This is a genomic window from Streptomyces sp. SUK 48 (assembly GCF_009650765.1).
GTDB lineage: Bacteria > Actinomycetota > Actinomycetes > Streptomycetales > Streptomycetaceae > Streptomyces.
Genome location: NZ_CP045740.1, coordinates 830543 through 847770 on the forward strand (window position 1 = coordinate 830543; position 17228 = coordinate 847770).

General features: G+C 67.5%; 14 protein-coding genes. 8 read left to right on the plus strand and 6 right to left on the minus strand.

Features of this window, described 5'->3' with window-relative positions; all coding sequences use genetic code 11:
* Positions 1 to 462: 462 nt before the first annotated feature.
* Together GHR20_RS03695 and GHR20_RS03700 are read left to right on the plus strand one after the other, a co-directional pair.
* Positions 463 to 867: a hypothetical protein gene (locus tag GHR20_RS03695; RefSeq protein ID WP_153812197.1), complete on the plus strand. Its 405-nt coding sequence runs from the start codon at positions 463 to 465 to the stop codon at positions 865 to 867.
* A 180-nt stretch (positions 868 to 1047) separates the two neighbouring features.
* Positions 1048 to 3123 (plus strand): NACHT domain-containing protein, encoded by a 2076-nt coding sequence (locus GHR20_RS03700; protein WP_153812198.1) that lies wholly within the window; start codon positions 1048 to 1050, stop codon positions 3121 to 3123.
* Positions 3124 to 3492: 369 nt separating this feature from the next.
* On the opposite strand, the gene GHR20_RS03705 is transcribed toward GHR20_RS03700, so the two are convergent.
* Both GHR20_RS03705 and GHR20_RS03710 read right to left on the minus strand, forming a co-directional pair.
* Positions 3493 to 4092, minus strand: a complete 600-nt coding sequence (locus GHR20_RS03705; protein WP_243878284.1) for a restriction endonuclease — start codon at positions 4090 to 4092, stop codon at positions 3493 to 3495.
* 155 nt (positions 4093 to 4247) lie between these two features.
* Positions 4248 to 4457 carry a hypothetical protein gene (locus tag GHR20_RS03710; protein WP_153812200.1) on the minus strand — a complete coding sequence of 70 codons (210 nt, stop codon included), beginning with the start codon at positions 4455 to 4457 and terminating at the stop codon, positions 4248 to 4250.
* A 719-nt stretch (positions 4458 to 5176) separates the two neighbouring features.
* Here GHR20_RS03710 and GHR20_RS03715 point away from each other — a divergent pair.
* A complete protein-coding gene (locus GHR20_RS03715) occupies positions 5177 to 5950 on the plus strand; it encodes a TauD/TfdA family dioxygenase (RefSeq protein ID WP_194858792.1) in 774 nt (257 codons plus the stop codon).
* Between the two features lie 136 nt (positions 5951 to 6086).
* Here the strand turns inward: GHR20_RS03715 and GHR20_RS03720 are convergent, their stop codons facing one another.
* Entirely contained in the window at positions 6087 to 7454 is a 1368-nt protein-coding gene (locus GHR20_RS03720) for a transcriptional regulator (RefSeq protein ID WP_243877912.1), read from the minus strand.
* A 252-nt stretch (positions 7455 to 7706) separates the two neighbouring features.
* Here GHR20_RS03720 and GHR20_RS03725 point away from each other — a divergent pair, with 252 nt between their 5' ends.
* From GHR20_RS03725 to GHR20_RS03740, 4 genes are all read left to right on the plus strand, one after another.
* Entirely contained in the window at positions 7707 to 9179 is a 1473-nt protein-coding gene (locus GHR20_RS03725) for a putative PEP-binding protein (RefSeq protein ID WP_153812202.1), read from the plus strand.
* Between the two features lie 71 nt (positions 9180 to 9250).
* A complete protein-coding gene (locus GHR20_RS03730) occupies positions 9251 to 10681 on the plus strand; it encodes a Gfo/Idh/MocA family oxidoreductase (protein ID WP_194858793.1) in 1431 nt (476 codons plus the stop codon).
* 32 nt (positions 10682 to 10713) lie between these two features.
* The gene (locus GHR20_RS03735) at positions 10714 to 11169 is read left to right on the plus strand and encodes a hypothetical protein (RefSeq protein ID WP_153812204.1); all 456 of its coding nucleotides are present in this window, start codon (positions 10714 to 10716) and stop codon (positions 11167 to 11169) included.
* Entirely contained in the window at positions 11166 to 12224 is a 1059-nt protein-coding gene (locus GHR20_RS03740; RefSeq protein ID WP_153812205.1) for a glycosyltransferase family 4 protein, read from the plus strand. The genes GHR20_RS03735 and GHR20_RS03740 overlap by 4 nt, the downstream gene beginning before the upstream one ends.
* Before the next feature lie 225 nt (positions 12225 to 12449).
* Here the strand turns inward: GHR20_RS03740 and GHR20_RS03745 are convergent, their stop codons facing one another.
* From GHR20_RS03745 to GHR20_RS03755, 3 genes are all read right to left on the minus strand, one after another.
* Positions 12450 to 13772, minus strand: coding sequence for a UDP-glucose/GDP-mannose dehydrogenase family protein (locus GHR20_RS03745; RefSeq protein ID WP_243877913.1), 1323 nt, complete (start codon positions 13770 to 13772; stop codon positions 12450 to 12452).
* Positions 13773 to 14238: 466 nt separating this feature from the next.
* Entirely contained in the window at positions 14239 to 14853 is a 615-nt protein-coding gene (locus tag GHR20_RS03750; RefSeq protein WP_153812206.1) for a hypothetical protein, read from the minus strand.
* 548 nt (positions 14854 to 15401) lie between these two features.
* The gene (locus GHR20_RS03755) at positions 15402 to 16100 is read right to left on the minus strand and encodes a hypothetical protein (protein ID WP_243877914.1); all 699 of its coding nucleotides are present in this window, start codon (positions 16098 to 16100) and stop codon (positions 15402 to 15404) included.
* 57 nt (positions 16101 to 16157) lie between these two features.
* Here GHR20_RS03755 and GHR20_RS03760 point away from each other — a divergent pair, with 57 nt between their 5' ends.
* Entirely contained in the window at positions 16158 to 16913 is a 756-nt protein-coding gene (locus GHR20_RS03760; RefSeq protein ID WP_275549591.1) for an SAM-dependent methyltransferase, read from the plus strand.
* Positions 16914 to 17228: the final 315 nt, after the last annotated feature.

Below are 17228 nucleotides of genomic sequence, written 5' to 3' on the forward strand. Positions count from 1 at the left end.
GACCAGCTTCGGGATCCTGGCGTCGGACGCGGAGGACCTTGCCGCGCTCAGCGCATGGCGCCGGGTGTTGGCCCCCAGTGGCGCCCTGGTGCTGGACCTGACGACGCGGGAGCGCGCAGAGAATCTCAGCCGTCGAGGCGACGAGTCCGTGACCACCAAGACGGTGACATGGGAAGGGGTCATGACGGAGCGCGCTACGGCTGGGAGGCGGGGCTGGCCTACGTACGCTACAGCCGCCCCGGCTGGTCGCGATCGAGCCGCACCCGGCTGTACTCCCGCAGTGAGTTGGCCGCCATGCTAAGAGCTCGTAACAAGATCTCGCCTGAAGGACGCCGACAGGGATGAGTCGCGGGCCTACGCTGGAGCCGTCAGGTGATCCGGGGCCGAGTCGAAGCCCAACTGCCGCTAACACCAGACTTCCGTAACTTGTCCACGGCGGTGTGAGATGGAGACATGGACCCGATGACAGTGATCCTGCCCAGCGCCCAGTCCCTAGTGACCGCGATGCTGACAGACGGCTGGGCAAGTGTACGCACCTTCCTGGCCAGTCGCTGGAGCCGGCAGACCCAGGAACCGCAGGACGCGATCGAGGAGCGTTTGGATGCCGCCCACGCTCAAGCCGCCGAAGTCACCACTGGTGATACGGAACAGGACCGGGCGTTCCTGCGCGCCTACTGGGCTGGCTACCTCACCGCGGCAGTGGCTCAACATCCCGCTCTGGGCGATCTCGTCCGTGACCTGTACAACATTCGAACGGGCGCGGGAACAGAAGCCACCTCGTCCGTGCACAATACCAACAACGGCACGGTGACTAACCTCGTCCAGGGCCGGGACTTCAGCGGCGGGATCACCTTCGGGGCCCAGTGACAAGGTTGGCGACCCGCGCCCCGGGAATGCAGGAGAGAACGACCTCGCCTTCTCTGACCCGACCCATCTTTTGAATGAGGGTGCCGTGCTACCAGAGATCCACGTTGATGCCACGCCTCCGTTTCGATTGTCTGGTGTCGCTTCGGCTGCCAGCCGTCATGCCGGACAGGTACCACTGCTATGACGCCCGACAGTGAACCCGGCGAGGCTCCCGGAGCAACTGCACCATCACATGGAGTTCACAATGAATTTCACGGCGCAGCTGATTTTGTGGTCATGGCGCGTGACATCACTGGCAGGATTAGCTATTCGCCGACTTTCGTCACGGCCGCAACGGACCCACTCGATCTGGCCAGCCGAGAACTGACTCGGATGGTGGGCTCTCAATGGAGGTCAGAGCTCGGCTTGCGGGGACTATTTACCGCGAATCCGCTGGCAATCCGCTGGACAACGGACCGTGGAAGGCTATCAGATCACGAACAGCTCATTGGCGGTCACGTCGATGGAGAGCGGAGCGACCTGAGGTCGTTGGCTGACTCGTTCTTGAGCCTACCGAACCGCAGGCTGGTCATGCTTGGCGGTATCGGATCAGGAAAATCCACATTAGCAGCGCTGCTTCTGCTCTCATTACTTGAGCAGTCCTCGCCGAACGATCCAGTACCAGTGCTTCTTCCCTTGGCCTCCTGGGATCCGGCGCTTCAGCACCTGAATACCTGGCTAGCTGCCAGACTCAATGAGGACTATCCGCGCCTGCGTAGTCATGAATTTGGCAGAGGTGCCGCCAAACGTTTGATCGAGGCCAGGCGCGTGCTCCCTATCCTCGACGGCCTTGATGAGATGCCGACACACTGCCGGGCACTGGCACTCCACCATCTCAATAGCGCTTTAGCTGGGGGCTCTCCTGTCGTCCTCACTTGCCGCACTGGTGAATACGAAGCAACTGTCCGCGACGCGGGAGTTTTGCGACACGCCACCGCTATTCACGCTAACCCCGTTGAGCCCAGAGAGGCTTTCAACCACCTATCGAGGGCGGTGACGCCACAGCGTCAGCCGCAATGGCAACCTGTGTTCGAGGCGCTGGAGGCAGATCACAGATCCCCTTTGGCGATTGCGCTGGAATCACCACTCATGATCAGTCTGCTTCTGGCTGTCTACAATGCCCCAGAGGCGCAGCCGGGTCGGTTGCTCGACCCAGTCTTTTTCCCAGATTCAACGACGATCGAGAACCACTTGCTCGACAGGTTAGTGCTGACGGCATTCACTAGTGGTCCACCCCCGTCCGAGGTTCCCTGGCGGCATCGCCGATGGGATAGCCAGAATGCTCAGCGCTGGCTGCGGCGGCTTGCCGTCGACCTCACTCGGCGTGGCTCGGAAGACCTGACATGGTGGCAGCTCCATCAGCGGTCACCGGCCTGGCTGAGGGCGCTGAACACAGGAATCATCTCAGGCATGGCATGCTTCATTTTCCTCGTGATCCTGGCGATAACCGGACTGTTTGGTCGTGTTGACAGTGCAGGCCTAGCAGCATCTGCCGTCCTCAGTGTTATTGCTGGTGTTTTTGGGGGCTGGGTTATTACCGGCGCTTCCGGCCCTTACGAGCCCGGAAGGAAGTTAACCGAATCCGAGAGATTATGGAATCTACGCATTCGCTTCCGCCTGCAAACTCCGGGAAAAGATCTTTTCCGTACCGGGGGCCTCATGGTACTCATTTGGGTAGGCCTGTGGGTAGTTATCATGACCGTCGGAGCCGTCATGATAGCCTGGAAGCAACTCCACGGTGAGGGCATATCATTCTCGTCGGGCGGCCGGGAAATGAGCACGGGGGAACTGATTGAATCTGCAAGATTCTTTGTGGTATTCCCTGCCGCTCTCGGTGCAATGTTATGGGGCCTCGGCTGGCTAGCACGCCCCTTTAATTCAGAGGACGCGGCGACCATGCGAATCGGCCTTCGGATTGCTCGCCGTAAAGCGATGTCACTGTTGCTGATATTTTGCTTGCCGGTCTTGGCGCTGTTTTCACTCGGCATGACTGCATGGTCTCTGCTTATCGGATTTCTAGCAATTTTGCGCAGCGCATGGGGGTGCTATGCGAGATGCCGAATCTGGCTAACTGTGACTGGCCGACTGCCATGGAGGCTCACGGCGTTTCTTGAGGATGCGCACCGGCTCGGAATTCTCCACCAATACGGCACTGTTTATCAGTTTCGGCACGCGAAACTGCGTGAACGTCTTGCCTCGGCCAGACCCACGAGGTAGGAGACAGAAAGTGGCGCATGCCCAGCTCGCAGCGAAGGCATCGAGCGAGGGCGCCGACCGAGGGTCAGGCCGCGGCCGCCTCCCAGAGGGCGTACCTCCGGGCGGATACCCGAACCAGAGCCCAGACGGCTCCGGACCCGATGGCGAAGGCGATCACTCCGGTGGGGCTCGCCACGTGCGTCACGTACCGGGTGACCAGTACGCCGCCCGCCACCGTCGTCAGCGCAATCTCGGCGAGCCATGACCGCACCCACATTCCCCCGCCCCCATGACCATGACCATGACCGTGACCCTACCGATCACGTCACCGGCTCATCTCCGGCCTGGAGCCGCTCGCGGCTGGGGGCTGCCGTCACCCGGGTATGGCGGTCAGGCAGAGGGGCGCCGCCTGGTGCCGCCGCCGCTTCCGTTCAGCGGGATCAAGGTTTCCAGATGAGCGCCCTTGGCCCAGGATCCCAGTAGGTCGCGGTGCATGGCCACGATGTCCTGGCGCAGGGCCAGGCCCAGCGCGTCCCTCGTGAACGCGCGGCAGGTGGTGACGAACAACGCGACGTCGGCGCCGTGTTCGAGACGGGCGGTGCCGACGAATTTCTGCATGTCCTGCGAGGGCACGCTTCGGTGCGGCGCGTATTTTTTGCACTGGACGACGAGTTTCCTGCCGTCGGCCAGGTAGCCGACCACATCCGCGCCCAGATCGCCGCTCTTGCCGCTGACGACGACCTTCGTGCAGCCGTCCCGTCGGCACAGCTCCGCGATGTACGTCTCGAACTCCTGCCACGACAAGGCGTCGACCTGGGCCATCGACAACTCGCGTGCCCGGGCCTCCTCCTGCGCCCGCCACGCGCGGTCCTGGCCGATCGCGCGGCGGTGAGCGCGCAGCAGCGTCCATCCGGCACCGCCCACCACGGCCGCGGCGAGAACGGTTACCAGGACGGGCCACACCACAGCCCAGTGCCGGGCCACCCACACCGCGGCGGCCAGCGCCGCCACCGCGCCCCAGCCCTGCAACTGCCGGCGCGTCCGCTTCTTCAAGCGCCGACGCCGCCATCGCTCCCTCGCTCTCCGGACCTGTGCCCCGCAGTTGGCGCCGGCTGGCACTGGCCGGCCAGTGCCTGTGCGGGGGCTCATCGGCTGGCCTCGGTGACGCCGCTCGCAAGCTGTCCCAAGAGGTTCAGGATTCCCTGGCCCGCTGGGGTGGGTGCGATCAGGACGCCCAGCGCCAGGACGATGACGACGGTCATCTTCTCGTCGAAGCGGCTACGGGCTTCCGTGCGCCGCCGCAGCCGCCAGACGACGATGACGGCGAGCAACACGGCCACGTTGATGGTCAGCAACCGTCCCAACCTCCCAAACGATCGGCCATCTCCACGCGAGGATGGCAGCGAGCCACTTCAGCCTCCTTATGTAGCCGGGCCTCAGTGATGTTGGGATCGGGTTGCCGTCGAATGGCACAAAGCCATCGGACGTGGCCGAATACCGCACGGCGGTTCAGCCATGGACGGACACGGCGATGTGGGCTGTTCATGAAGCCGGGCACCGGCAGACGGCGCGAGGCCCTCCATGGCTCCACCCGCCGGACCGACCGGCGCTACCTTGTTCGTACCGGTGCCGGCGGCGTCACACCTGCCTCGCGCTTCCTTTGGCTGGTGATCGACGCGCCTGCCGGTGGCGGTTGCTCCACGTCCGTCGTGAGCCCGACGGATTGTCCTGCCGTCGGCACTCCCCTTCACAGCGGTCAGTTGCTCGGCGAGGTCGTTTCGGCGCCCGAGGCCACTTCCAGTTGGTGAGCAGTCGGCTCCTGAGGGAGCCCGCGTGTTGTCTCGTGTTGCCTTTTGCGCCGAAGCCGTTGTCCAAAAGATCGCCAGCGGCAAGGCTGAGGGCGGACGACAGTCACGGCGCCGGCCATTGATGGTCAGGCTGATCACCACGCCTCTCCCCCGTCTTAGGGCACCTACCGGGGTTCGTTATGCCCTGGATGAATCGCCAAGAGTGCGTGGTCTGTGGATCCGCAACGCCCAGGAACACCGCGGCTTATGCAGAAGGAGGCCTCGCAATGTTGAATACCGAACTGATTTCCGAGGTGAATAATCGCGGATACGCCGTCATCCCGGCGCTCACCACGGCGGACGACCCGTTCGACGCACACAGGGACGTCGCCCGATCGCTAGGCCTGTCCGACGCCTGCACGCCGGTCCTCTACCGGGATCCAGAGGTGTGTGAAGTGGTCGGTCAAGTGGGCCCGTACAACGAGATCCCCCGGGACAGTTCTTCGATGCCGCCATGGTCCGAGGTGACGGGTCAGCAGTTCCATGTGGATGGTCTGCTGGAACCGCTCGGCGGGATCAAGACAACCATTCTGCACTGCCTGGAACAGGCGCACTCCGGCGGCGCGACGGAGCTGTTCTTCTCCTGCGCGGCGTTCCTGAAGCTACTTGCCACGGATGAGAATGCCGCGACGAGCCTTCTGCACCCTGAGGCGTTGACACGGTTCGCGACCATCCCTGTGTCGGATCCCGGACGTCTTCGCGTCGCCGGGCCGGCCTTCGGCCGGGTCGACGGAGAACTGGTCACCCGCTTCTCGGACGGGGCGACCGAGCTGTGGAACACCTCGGGCAACCCTGCCCTGGAACGAGCGCTGGACTACATGCGCGGTCCGGCAACCGAGGCGCATTCCGCTCGTATCCGTCTGGAACCAGGCGAGATGCTGATCTTCCGGAACGACCTGGTATCGCACCGCGGATGTGCCTACCGGAACGGCCCCCGGCCGCGCCGGCTCACCCGCTCCATGTACAGCGGTGTGCCGGCCCACCGGTCGCTGGTCAGGTAGAGCAACGCCCGGCGCCTTGGGTGCGCTTCGTCCGGGCGGCGCGATTCCGAGAACAGGCGTCCGAGGGAATCGCGCCGCCCGTCCACGTTCACGCCCCGATCAGCCGGCTTCGCCGGCGGGTCGGCCAGTTTGGGGGTCACGCCGAGATACTGAGGAATTCGGCGACGAGCGGGACGTGCCGGTGCTGGCGCAGCTGTGTCCGCAAGTCCGCGAGTGTGCTGGTCGAGCGGGCTGAGTCGACGCCGCCCATCACGTCGATGACATCGTGTCCGATGGCGACGGCGGCATCGAGTTCGCCGAGCGCCAGGTGGGCTTCGGCGCGTCGGGCGTCGTAGATGACGGTGCCGCGGATCTCACGTTCGGTGTCGTACGGGTCTTCCTGGGTGGCGGCGCTGAAGTGGTCCAGGGCCTTGCGGGGTTCGCCCAGGCTGAGCGCCGAGCTCGCGGCGACTTGGTGGATCTCTCCTCGTGACAGCCAGTACAGAGCGGGCACATCTGCTTCGATCGCCTCGGCGCTCTCGTATGCGGCGAGGGCGTCATCGATGCGGGCGTAGGCGGCGGCGTTCTCGCCGGCCTTGGAGTGGGCGCGGGCGGCGCGGGCGTGAAGCATGGCCCGCACGCGTGGGGAGGAGATCTTCTTCCGGTCGGACATCGCCGCCTCGATCAGGTGGAGCGCTCCCCTGGGGTCGCTTTTCATCGCGTTGTAACGCAGGTTGGCCCAGAATCCGAGCACAAGGGCGCTCAGGGTCGGGTCCTGGGCGGTGGCGGCGGCGCGCAGGGCGGTGACGAAGTGCCGCTCGGCGGCGGCGTGCCGGCCCTCGTCGTAGGCACACCATCCGGCGAGTCGGGATGCCTCGGCTGCGGCGGCGAACAACCGTCGGCCGGTCTCCTCGGTGTAGGTGGCGTTTTCGATCCGGTCCCGGATCATCTGCAGTTCGAAGACTGCGCCTTGGTAGACCTGCTCGGCTCCCACGGTGTCGTCGAGGTGCCGAAGTGCGTCCAGGCGGAGTTCAAAGAGCCGGGCGTCGCTGGTGCCGAGCCTGCGTCCGTTGATGGGAAGTGCGAGCGAGGGCTCGGCGGTGGCCCACTGGGCGAGGATCGCCCCGAGCGCACCGGTGGGGGTGATGAGGAAGGTGCGCCGGTCCACGTGACCTCCTAGGTCAGTCAGTGAGAGGACCGTACCCGCTGCCGTCCAGGGCAACTCAAGGACGACGCCATCGTCGTGGAGCGCGAGGTGCAGGAAGTCCGGCCAGCCGTAGCGGTCAACGCTCGCGAGGTCGATGCCGTGGTAGTGGGCCATCGCCAGCAGGGTCGTCGGTTGGGGGGTTACGCCATTTCGTGTCCACCGCGTGACCTGCTCTCTGCGGAAGGCCACTCGTCCGAAGCCCAGTTCCTGGTGGGCCTGGCCGATCCGTGCGAGGTAGCGCGCGGCGCTGAGCCCCTCGCGGGCCCGTAACGCGGTGAGCGGATGGATGGGCTGTCCGTCCTCGGCCGCCTTGGCCACGATGTCCTCCCCGCAGTGGTGTCGGCCCAGCTTGTACAGCGCATTGCACCCGATCAAGGCCCGCGCCCCGGGAAGCAACAGGAGGCAACGCGAGGCAACGCGCGAAGGCTTCCGCAGCCGCCATGGGCGGGCGGACAGTAGCAACCCCGCTGGCTGCCGCTCCTGTTGAGCACGCCGCGTTCGGGCCCGTCCAGCCGGCAATCGGCGCCATGGCTGGGCCACAGCAGTCCGCAGCAGCAGCGTCCTTGACCCGTGGCCGGTCGCACCCGGCGCACTCCGGCCTATCCCGGTTCCCGACGACGGAGGCACGACATGAACTCAACGGCCAGCAGCACTGCCCCGGCCAAGGCCATTGAGGGCGACGTCCCAGGGGGCTTACGCGCAGACGCCATCAAGACGAGCCGGTTCTCCACATCTGTCACCCGTCACGATGGAGTCGCCGGCTCCCGCGGCTTCGCGGTGGCACCGGCGCGCCAACTGCACTCCCGGGCCGACACCGACGGACCCTACATCCTGATTGCCCATGACCTGACGCCGGCTGAAACCCAGGCTATGGACCTCACCAGGGTCTCCGGGTTCTGCACCGCAGCCGGAGGCCCGACCTCTCACGCGGTACAGGCCGCCTACAGCCTCGGGATTCCGACGATCGTCGCGGCCGGTGACGGGGTCCTGTCCATCCCGGACGGAACGGTGTGCGCCCTGGACGGGGACACCGGCACCTTCTACAGCGGGCTCACGGGAGATGACCTGGCTTCCGCGACCGCCCACCGCGACCGGCGCGCAAGGCGTCCGCGGCCGCGGACGAACGGCGGGAGCCCGCCGGTCACTCTCACGGGAACGATCACACTGGCGTCACAGGCTGCCGAGCTCCGCGAGGCCGGTGCCGACGGTCTGGGCCTGCTCGCCACCGAGCTGCTGTTCCTCGGCCGCGAAAGAGACCTCGCCGACGAGGAGCAGCACTACGCCGCCTACCGTGAGATCGCCCGCGCTGTCGGCGGTGCTCCCGTGACCCTGCGGACGCTGGACATCGGCGGCGACAAGGAAGTGCCGGCGCTCGGGCTGCCCCGTGAGGACAATTCGTTCCTCGGCGTGCGTGGCCTGCGACTGAGCCTGCGCCGACAGGACCTGTTCCTGCCGCAGTTGCGGGCCGCCTACCGGGTGGCACGCGACGACGGCGCGCAGCTGCGCCTGATGTTCCCGATGGTCACCCGGGTCGAGGAGTTCCTCCAGGCCGCCGAGACGGCTCGCAAGGTGCAGGCCGCCCTGGGCGCACCCGCTCTGCCCCTCGGTGTGATGGTGGAGGTTCCGGCCTGCGCCCTGGCCGTCGACCAGTTCGCCGGACACGTCGATTTCCTGAGTATCGGCACGAATGATCTTGCTCAGTACCTGACGGCGATCTCGCGGACCAGCGCGGAACTCGCCTGCGACCTCGACCCCTTGCATGTCGCCGTCACCCGCACCGTGCGGGCCGTTGCCGAGACGGGCGCCAGCCACGGCATCCCCGTGTCCGCATGCGGAGGCCTGGCCGGCGATCCGGTGGGAGCCATCGTCCTGGCCTCCCTCGGCGTCACCGCTCTCACCGTCGCCCTGCCGTACCTGCCCGACGTGCGCGACGCGCTGACCCGCGCGGACTCCGCCACCTTGGCGACGATCCGCGAGCACGCCCTCAGCACCGGCGGCAGCCGCCACATGCGGGCCCTGGTCACAGATCTCCTCGACTCCTGAGTCGAGCACCCCGCCAGCTCTGTCTCACTCCTATGGGCCGCCACACCGCGGCGGCCCGGGAAGGCATCACCATGCCCTCACCCGAACCGCGGCCGATCAGTGTCCTGCTGGTCGGCGGCTGCGGCCACTGGGCCGCGACCGAGAACCACATCCCGGCCATCCTCAACCTCCAGGAGGACGGCGCTCCCGTTCGCGTGGCCGCCATCTGCGACCCTCGCGACCCCTACAGCCCGGCCCTCCTGGCCCACATGCCCGACCTCGCCACCCTCGTGCAGCGGGACAAGCCCGCGTGGATCAGCCCCAGCCCGGACGAGAGACCCGACCAGCTCGAGCACCGCCTGCACCAGGCCCACAAGGAGCACCGCTTCGACACGGTCATCGTCGCCTGCGACCCCGTCGCCCACTACCCCTACCTCAAGTGGGCCACCGACCGGGGCATCCCCGTCCTGTGCGACAAGCCGATCGTCTGTGTCGAGGACGCCGCCTGGGACCCTGTGCGCGCCGCGGAGATCCACCGCCGCTTCGACACGCTGCTACGCGCTCACCGCGATCGGCCCGGCCACCTGTTCGCGGTACCCCTGCGGCGCCGCGCCAACGACGCCTTCCTGCATGTCGGGGAGCTGATCCGCGAAGTCCACGACGCCCACAACCAGTCCTTGACCATGGGCCGAATCGACGTCGCCGGAGGTCACTTCCGCCTGCCCGAGGAGTATGCGCTCGGAAACGCCCACGGCTACACCCACGGCGTCGGGGCGCTCAGCTTCAGCAGCTACCACTACCTCGACGAGCTGACCCGCTACCTCCTGCTCGCTCCCGGCAAGATCAGCGTGCTGCGCGTGACCCTGCAGTATGTCCGTCGTGTCGGTGACCACCTGGCGACCGGTCAGGGCGACGTCCTCACCGCCCTGCTGCGGCCCCGCTCCGAAGCCGGCCTGCATGCCACAGCCCTCGATGAACGCGTCCTGCTGGCCGAGATGGACTTCGGCTTCACCGTGGAACTCCTCGACTCCCAGCAGCGGTCACACGGTCTGCTCTCCTACACCTTCACCTCCAACTCCCTCTCCAACCGCACGGTCGGCGCGCTGGCCCATGACGCCCAGGACGATGTCGCGTTCCGCGAGAAGGGCCGCATGTCGCAGTACGTCATCGACCTGCACCAGGGCAGCCTCCAGCACGTGCGGCTGACCAAGAACGACGCGGTCGGTGAGCCGTACACCATCCGTGTCGAGCACCGGCGCAACCCGCTCATCGGCGGCACCGGCCGCACGGAGACCGTCTACGAGGACGCCCATACGAGCAGTGCCGTCACCCCCCGCGACATCACCGCCGCCTTCCTCACCATGGCCGCCGACGGCACCGCGTGCCCGAACGTCACCGACAAGATCGCCTTCCTCAACGGCCAGGCCCTCACCCACCGCATCTACGCCGCCATGTACGAGCTGATCGCCACCAGCCACCACGAGGCGATTCCCTGCCCGTCCGTCCTCATCGACCTTCCCTGACCCGCAGCGCCGCACCACAGAAGGAGCAGCACATGAGCCGCCCCGTCCCCGTCGATCACGGCCTCATCTTCTACCCGCGCGGTGGGTCCGCCCTGGTCGCGAAAAACCTCACCGAACAGCTCCGCGCCCAGGGCCGCCCCTCCCGGGTCTTCGCTGGAAGCCTCGGCGGCCCCGGGGACTGCTCCCACGCGCCCACCTTCTACGACCCAGCCCACCTGGTCTCCTCCGACTACAACCTCGCCGCGACCGCCCATGGCGCCGGTCTGGACCCTCTTGAGGCGGCCGTCCCCCTGCACCCCTCCTACGAAGACCGCCCCAGCGTGCCGGACCGGGTGTTCTCCGCCGTCTCACCCCGCACCAACGCGCACCTGGAGAACTACTGGACGCGCCAGTTCGCCCAGCACGGTGCCGGCACCGACGGCCTTCTCCATCTGCACCACCTCACCCCCAGCACTCCGCAGCCCGGCGCCTGGAACGCACCGTCGTGACGACCCTCCACGGCACCGACCTGAAGTTCCTCCAGAGCGCACTGGACCGCGTGCGCCGGGCCGCCGGCACCCGCTCGACCGTCGCCGAACTCGCCCGCCGCGAAGAGACGGCCGGAACCGACGCCGCGAACTTGCCCGGCGAGCGGTGGGCCAGCTGGACCCATGCCGAGTTCTGGATCCAGACCCTGCGGGAACACGCCCGTATCAGCGAGCACATCGTCACCGTCTCCGAGCAGGACCGCACCCTCGCCCACGAGCTCCTCCACATTCCCGAAGCGCGGCTCGAGGTCATCCCCAACGGAGTCGACACCGAGCTGTTCAAGCCCCGCCCCTCCCTCGACGAAACCGGCAAGCGCAGCCTCCTGCAGCATTGGCTGGTCGAAGACCCACAGGGGTGGCAGCCCGGCCACGGCCCCGGCACCATCACCTACAACCGAACCGACGTGGAGCGCATGCTGCGCGACGACGCCGGCAACCGGCGCCCCCTCCTGCTGTGGATGGGCCGCTTCCTCAACTTCAAGCGTCTGGACCTGCTGCTCCAGGTCTTCGCCGCACTCCGAGAGAGCGCCCCGGTGCGCCCGGCTCTGCTCGTGCTGGGCGGCTTCCCAGGCGAATGGGAGGGCGAGCATCCTCACACCCTGGCAGAGCGCCTGGGCATCCTCGACGACGTGTACTTCGCGGGCTGGCGACCGCACGGCGATCTGATCGACGGCCTCCACGCCAGCGACCTGTTCGTGACCCCGTCCGTCGGAGAGCCGTTCGGGCTTGTCTGCCTGGAGGCGATGGCCTCAGCCACGCCAGTCGTCGCAACCGCCAGCGGCGGCCCCCTCGCCACCATCCGGCCCGACGGGCCCCGGCCCACCGGGTGGCTCACCGCACCGGCCGACGCAGAGGACCTTCACGCCACCCTGCTGGACACCCTCACCCGTCCCGGGGAGATCGACCGGCGCGGACGCAACGCCCGCGACTTCGTCGTCCAGCACTACAGCTGGCCCACCATCGCCACTCGGTACGCCCAGATGTACGACCGGGTACTCGCAAGCGTCCCCGCCTGACGACCACCCGCCCACCCGACCCCAACCGGGCGCGCCCCGTTCACAGGCAGCGGCGGACTCGACCTGTCGGAAGACGTGCGCACCACGTGACTGACACCCTCGCGGCAGGCCGCCCCCGCCGCGATTCCGCCCAGCAAGGAGCATGATCACCCAGCAACCGCACCGCGGGGCAGACAAGATGGCCGGAGCAGCGACACTCGCTGCCCCGGCCATCTCGTTAGGGGATCAGACCTCGCCGCGCACCGTCTCGCGGCCCACACTCATGTAAGTGAAACCGAGCGAGGCCATCCGCTGCGGGTCGAGGAGATTGCGGCCGTCGAACACCAAGGGCCGTGCCATAATCTCCGCTGCCTCGCCCCAGGCGACATCCTGGAGCTCCGGCCACTCCGTCACGATGATCGCCGCGTCCGCGCCGGTCATCGCTTCCAGCGGCGTGGCACAGCGTGTGGTGGACGACCAGGGAGCGCTGCCGAGCTGGCGGACCAGCGGATCCCAGCAGCGGACGTCCGCACCCTCAGACAGGAGCCTCGAAGCGATGATCACGCTCGGGGCCTCGCGCACGTCGTCCGTTCCAGGCTTGAAGGCGACACCGAGCAGAGCGACCGTCCGGTTGTGAAAGACCCCGCCCAGCTCATCCTTCAGCCGCTGGATCGCGCGCCGCGGCTGAAGGTCGTTCACCTCAATGACAGAAGTGAGGAGTTGGAAGGAGTAACCGGCGTTGCCGGCCAAGGCCCGCAACGCGCGGGAGTCCTTAGGGAAACAGGAACCACCCCATCCGACGCCGGGCCGCATGAAATGCGGCCCGAGCCGATGGTCAAGCCCCACCGCGTGGACCACCTGCTCCACGTCGGCGCCGGTCGCTTCGCAGATAGTCGCGATCTCATTGGCGAAACTGATCTTCGTGGCCAGCAACGCGTTGGCAGCCAGCTTCACCATCTCCGCCGAACGGACGTCCATCTGCGCGATCGGCCCGTCCACACCCTCATGCAACTGGGCAATCAACTTCGCCGTCTCAGGATCGTCGGCACCGATCACCACCCGGTCAGGGCGCATGAAGTCCCGCACCGCCTTGCCCTCGGCGGTGAACTCAGGATTGGACGCGTATCCCACATGCTCAAGGCCGGCACGGTCCATCTCAGCCCTGACCCGGGCGCCGGTGCCCACAGGCACCGTGCTCTTGACCGCCACAGCCATCAGATGCCGAGCATCCCGCAGAGTATCGATCACCTGCCAGATCCTGGACAGATCAGCATCCCCAGACGGCGTCGATGGGGTGTCCACACACACGTACACGACCTCGGCGTCGCGCACGGCCTCCTCGGCGTCCAAGGTGAAAGTCAGGTGCTCGGCATTCTCCGCGATCAGCGAGGCCAGTCCGTCCTCGTGGATCGGGACACCGCCGCTCCGGAGGATCTCGACGCGCTCCTGCTGGATGTCGCGTACGACAACGTCATGGCCCAGTTGCGCGAAACAAGCGCCCGTCACGAGGCCGATGTAGCCCGCACCGAACACCGCGATTCGACGTTTCCCCAGCATCGGTCCGCTCACCCTTCCGGCTCCAAAGCGCCCTGCTCATCAGCCACTTCTGACCATAGAGCATGCCGCAGGGCTCCTGTGTGAGATCACAGACCTGGCGATAGAGCAGCTACCAAAAACCCCCGGAACCACATCTCCAGGCGCGGACGGGACGCTCGGAACCGGAACGGCAACCGCGCTGAACCTGACAGCCCCGGAGAACGCGGCCTTGCCCGGCCAGACAGGAACCTGGCCAGGGTCCGCATGCTCCTCGCCCAGCGGCGCCGTCACCGAGAGGGACGCCCCGGCCAGCAGTTTGAGGACTGACCGCCAGGTACCGGGCGACGCTGCGCCGGTCCAAGCGGCGCTGCCTGGTGGTGGTCCGAGCCGACGATCACTCGATCATGAGCTGTATCCGGTGTCGTTCCGGGCCGTGGCCCGGACGCCCCGGTGGCAGTCCGTCGAGAACGGTGATGGCAGGGTGCGGCATACCGCGAGCCTACGGGGCGGCCGGCCGGTGTACCCAGCGAACGCCGGGACGGGACGGGTGCTGTTCGCCGGGCAGCCGGTGCACGACCAGGTGCCGCCTTTCGCCGTCGCGCGCGTCGATCGCCGAGCGGAACCCCTGCTCGGTGAGATAGCGGGCCAGGCGATCCAGGGCCTCGGTCAGCTTTTTGTCGTCTTCGGCGGTGTACGGGTCGAGCGTGGTACGGCCGTTGCGTGAGGCGGTCCCGAGCGCGTAGTGCACGCGCACGCACAGCTCGGCGCCCTGGGGAAACTCCTCCTGGGGGACGGCCTCCTCCCAGCAGAAGTCCGGTCCGTCACGCCAGATGTCGGCGCCCGGCTCGTGCGCAAATCCGCCGGCCTTCAAAATCGGCGCGATGACGACCGCCCCGTATGCGTGGCTGGACGGATCGCACGGATACTGCCTGGGCGTGGGGGCGGGCGTGGGCGTTGCGGCGGTCACGCACCGCGGGCACTGGTCCGTCGCGTCATCCCGGCCGATCCGCCAGCCCTCCGAGCGTAGCGCGATCCGTCCGCCCTCCAGCGAGCCAGCAGGTAACTCGGCGGTATCCAAGCAGTTCTGGCAACGCGCCCGCGCGATCAGCTCCATGACGGCAGGCTACGGGCCTGGTCCGGCCGATGTGACTGGAGCGGCAGGACTCATGGATGCCTTCGACCCCGCTACTGCGACGAGCCCGTGGACGACTTTGGCCGCGCGTCGGGCCCTGCTCCACGTGATCGTTCGGGTGACGGGCGGGCTGGAGGACGCATCGACGGAAAGCCTGCGCTTGGACGGCAGCTGGCACCGCGTCCCCCTGACCGAGCACACCGCCAGGCGGGCGGCTTGCTGGAAGCCCCGGGCCCGGAGCACGCCGAGGGCTTGTGCCGTGTCCTGGCGGTGGCCGCCGACGACACCGGTCGCGGCAGCCCTCGCCGACGAACCTGCTGCGGCTCGGCTTCGGTCCCACTCTGGTACTGCACCGATTCAGGGTGTGCGGTCAGCACCAGCCTCGGCATGCAGCCGGTCGGCCGCGCGCACATCGGCCCCGAACCAAGCGGGTTCGGGGCCGATGTGCCCCGCGCCGGCAAACGGGGATCGCTCCGCCCCTGACCAATGCCGGGCTGGTCGCGCCCGCGACGACTGGGGAGCATCGGATCCTATACAGCGGCCGCCAGTGCGCGGACGAGGCTGGCACTGACCTGTGGCACCTCGCCGTACTCCGGGTCGTCGCTGTCGATGGGGAGTTGGTGGAGTACCGCGGCGACGCGTGGCGGCAAGCGGACGTCGAGGCCCTCGTGACAGCGGGCGATTATGTCGGCGCGCACCGCGCGGGGCAGGAGTTCGTCGGAGGGGTCCAAGACCTCTTGGACAGTGCGCTGTTCGCGGGCATCGGCCAGTGTGTCCGCCTGTCTGCGCCACGTCTCTGCGTCCAGGACCTCTCCCAGGCTGCGATGCAGCAGGCTCAGGAGGGAGGCGGCGGTGTGGTTGCCGCCACCGGCCGCGAATTGCAGCCAGAACTGGCTGCCGTCACGGTGGCCGGAGACATACAGGAGCGCTCCGAGGACGAGGGCGCCTTCGGGGTGGACGGACTGGCTGTTGGTGAGCAGCGCCAGGGAGGCTGCGGCGGTGGGCATGGCCAGAACCAGGGCCGCTGCCAGGTCCAGTTCGTGGGCTGCTTGTTCCTGGTCCGAGGGCAGCGAGTTCGGCGCTGCCAGCAGCCGGGTCCAGCTGCTGTCCTGGGCCTGGGCCTGGGAGGGGCGAGGGCGCGCAGGGAGGTCCGCCGCGCGGTCGCGCCGCGCGGCGGGGCCGGCGGCGCGGCGTGTGCTGGGCAGGAGCCGCTGCTGATTCGTGTTCACCGCTCTCCCCGCTCGTTGCGCAGCGCGCGGGCGAGGCGTGTGAGGGCCTGGGACGCCGTGGAACGGACGATGTACGACTACTACCTCGGCGGGACGACCAACTTCCCAGCCGACCGGGAGGCCGCGGGGCGCGCGCTGGCTGTGTTCCCGTACGCACGGACGGCTGCTCGTGCCAACCGAGGGTTCATGCGGCGCTCCATCCGCTACCTGGCCGAGTCGGGCATCCGGCAGTTCATCGACATCGGTACCGGAATTCCCACATCCCCCAATCTCCACGAGGTCGCCCAGCAGGTGAATCCTGAGGCGCGAGTGGTGTACGCCGACAACGACCCGATCGTCCTCATCCACGCCGAGGCTCTGCTGCAAGGGTCACCCAAAGGCGTCACGGCCTATGTGCAGGGCGACGTGAACCAACCTGAGACCATCCTGCAAGAAGCGCGCTCCACGCTGGACTTCTCGGAGCCGATTGCACTCAGCCTGAACGCCGTGCTGCACTTCGTACCGGATGGTGCCCACAAGATCACCGAGTTGCTCAAAGCAGCTCTTCCGAGCGGCAGCGCGCTCGCCGTCAGCCATCTCACGGCGGAGTTCGCGCCCGAAGAAGCCTCCCGTGTGGCCCAGGTCTACACCGCGGCCGGCACCCCGACGCGGGCCCGCAGCCGTACCGAGTTCGCGGCGTTCTTCGACGGCTGGGAGCTCGTCGACCCCGGCATCGTCCCTACACCTCGATGGCGTCCCGACCATGACAGTGCCGATGAGCCCACCACCGATCCCGAAGCATCCTGCTACGGAGCCGTAGCCATCCGCCCCTGACCCGCATGCCCATTCTGGCAGCGCGGCGCGCCGGTTGTTCACCGCCAGTCCCACAAATCCGGCGGAACACACCGCAGTCACCACATCGGTTCGCATGGCCAGGCCTTGCCGCTGCTTGAGCGGGTTGCTGCACAGCTCAAAGCGTGCCGTTCTTCGCTGGCGCCGCGGTCGAAGCCGGGCAGTTGGCTGTCGTGACGGCTTCCCCGCCGCCACCGACACGCTCCTTCCGATCAGCCCTTCGGGGCGGCGGCGCTGCCGGGAGCCGGGTTCAGACGGAGCCACGCCGTCGGTGAGATCGTTTCATCCTGATTCCTG

Coding starts and splice junctions, on each gene's coding strand:
- GHR20_RS03730 (WP_194858793.1), top strand. CDS start 9,251: ATGCCCTCACCCGAACCGCGGCCGATCAGTGTCCTGCTGGTCGGCGGC.
- GHR20_RS03715 (WP_194858792.1), top strand. CDS start 5,177: ATGTTGAATACCGAACTGATTTCCGAGGTGAATAATCGCGGATACGCC.
- GHR20_RS03750 (WP_153812206.1), bottom strand. CDS start 14,853: ATGGAGCTGATCGCGCGGGCGCGTTGCCAGAACTGCTTGGATACCGCC.
- GHR20_RS03695 (WP_153812197.1), top strand. CDS start 463: ATGACAGTGATCCTGCCCAGCGCCCAGTCCCTAGTGACCGCGATGCTG.
- GHR20_RS03735 (WP_153812204.1), top strand. CDS start 10,714: ATGAGCCGCCCCGTCCCCGTCGATCACGGCCTCATCTTCTACCCGCGC.
- GHR20_RS03700 (WP_153812198.1), top strand. CDS start 1,048: ATGACGCCCGACAGTGAACCCGGCGAGGCTCCCGGAGCAACTGCACCA.